The following is a 1,973-nucleotide window of genomic DNA, read 5'->3' as shown; positions in this document are numbered from 1 at the left end:
AAAGCACATATATTTATTATTAGGGGGATTCTTCTATGAAGAATAAAAAATGGATTACATTTTCTTTAGCAACAGCAATTACACTAAGTATAGGGACCTCGTTCATACCGTCTACTTATGCCGAAAGCTCTGTAGACCCAGCTCCTGAAATTGCTGCAAAAGTTGTAAATCAAAACAATGGGAAGAAAGTATTATTCGATAATACACACGGTCAAACTGCTGGGACAGCTGACTGGGTTATTGACGGCGGCTTTTCTGACTTCGGAAACGGCATTGCAAAAAACGGATATCACGTAAAAGAACTTCGTAAATCAACACCTATTACGTACGAAGACCTAAATGGTTACAATGTATTTATCGTTCCAGAAGCTAATATTCCTTACAAAAAATCTGAGCAGGACGCTATGTTACAATATGTAAAAAATGGTGGTAGTATCTTCTTTATTGCCGATCATTACAATGCGGATCGTAATAAAAATCGCTGGGACTCTTCTGAAGTATTTAATGGATATAGACGCGGTGCTTGGGATAATCCAGCAAAAGGAATGTCTAATGAAGAAGCAAATTCACAAGCTATGCAAGGAGTAGAAAGCTCTGATTGGCTATCTGACAACTTCGGTATTCGCTTCCGCTACAATGCACTTGGTGATGTTTCAGCGAAAACAATTGTATCGCCTGAACAATCTTTCGGAATTACAAAAGGTGTTTCTTCTGTAGCAATGCATGCTGGTTCTACTCTAGCAATTACAAACCCAAAACTAGCAAAAGGACTTGTTTACCTTCCAGAAAATCCATCAAAATGGAATAACGCTGTTGATAGTGGCGTTTATAATGGCGGTGGTATTGCAGAAGGCCCATATGCTGCAATTGCAAAAATAGGACTTGGAAAAGCTGCCTTTATTGGTGACTCTTCTCCTGTTGAAGATGCAACGCCAAAGTACGTTCGTGAAGATTCTGGCCAAACAAAGAAAACTTACGATGGTTATAAAGAAGAAAACGATGCGATTTTATTAGAAAACATCGTAAATTGGTTATCGAATAAAGAGACATTTACAAGTTTAGATCAAGTAAATGGTTTACAACTTGATTCACCTACAGCTCTACAAACATTTGAACAGCCAAGCTTATCAACAGAACCACAACCTGAACCTTGGAGTGCACCAAATGCAGGTTATCAATGGTTTAATACAAATACTTTTAAACCAGGTTCATACGGTTATAACGGTGCGGTAACAACAAGCGACTACGTCGTTACACACCCTAGCATTCTACCAAACAATGAAATTTTCCAAATGAAGATTCAAGTAAACAACTTACTACCTAATACAACTTATAACAACTATTCTTTAGGTATATTCACTACTGGTGGAACACAAGTAGCAAAAGTTCAAAATACAAACGGCACTTGGCCATCTGCTTTCGGATATAGTAGTGCATTCTCTTTCACAACAAACAGCTTAGGCTCTGCTGAAAAAGTTGTAAATGTACAGATTGATTCAAATACAACTGGACAAGCAACGCTTCGTCTACGTCAAAATACAACAGCGAAATATAATGAAACTGTAACGATTAATAAAAAATAATGAAAAAGGCAATCCATACATGGATTGCCTTCTTTTCACTTCTCTTCTTTTGAGAAAAACATTCTTGAAATAACGATACCTATACTACCGACGATTAGGAATAACACTGCCCTAATCATCATCGAAACCTCCGGTAAGTCAAGTAGGAATAACTTCCCTACCGTTACTACTAATACGATTAATCCAGCATATAATATTTCATTCATCTGTCTATAACGGCCAAACCAAACTGCAAATAACGCATATATCATCCATAATAACGATACAGATACGCTAATTATACTTCCATCTGTAGAAAGAACTTCACCAATTCTAGTGATTGTAATAAATACAATGACCATTAACCAGTAGAGCGCTATAGAGTACACATACTTACCAAAACTCGCTAAC

Annotated in this window: 2 protein-coding genes; one reads left to right on the top strand and one right to left on the bottom strand. The window is 37.0% G+C overall.

Translation table 11 applies throughout. From position 1 onward, the window contains the following. The first annotated feature begins 35 nt into the window (after positions 1-35). A complete protein-coding gene (locus MR167_RS31260) occupies positions 36-1,583 on the top strand; it encodes a DNA-binding protein (RefSeq protein WP_000791516.1) in 1,548 nt (515 codons plus the stop codon). A 35-nt stretch (positions 1,584-1,618) separates the two neighbouring features. Here the strand turns inward: MR167_RS31260 and MR167_RS31255 are convergent. Further along, positions 1,619-1,973: DUF2339 domain-containing protein (locus MR167_RS31255; protein WP_242316216.1), on the bottom strand; the 355-nt coding region annotated here is incomplete at its 5' end.

The sequence above is a fragment of the Bacillus cereus group sp. BfR-BA-01355 genome (assembly GCF_022663675.1).
Lineage (GTDB): Bacteria > Bacillota > Bacilli > Bacillales > Bacillaceae_G > Bacillus_A > Bacillus_A thuringiensis_S.
The sequence above is the reverse complement of the archived record's forward strand: the minus strand, read 5'-3'. Positions and strand labels throughout refer to the sequence as shown.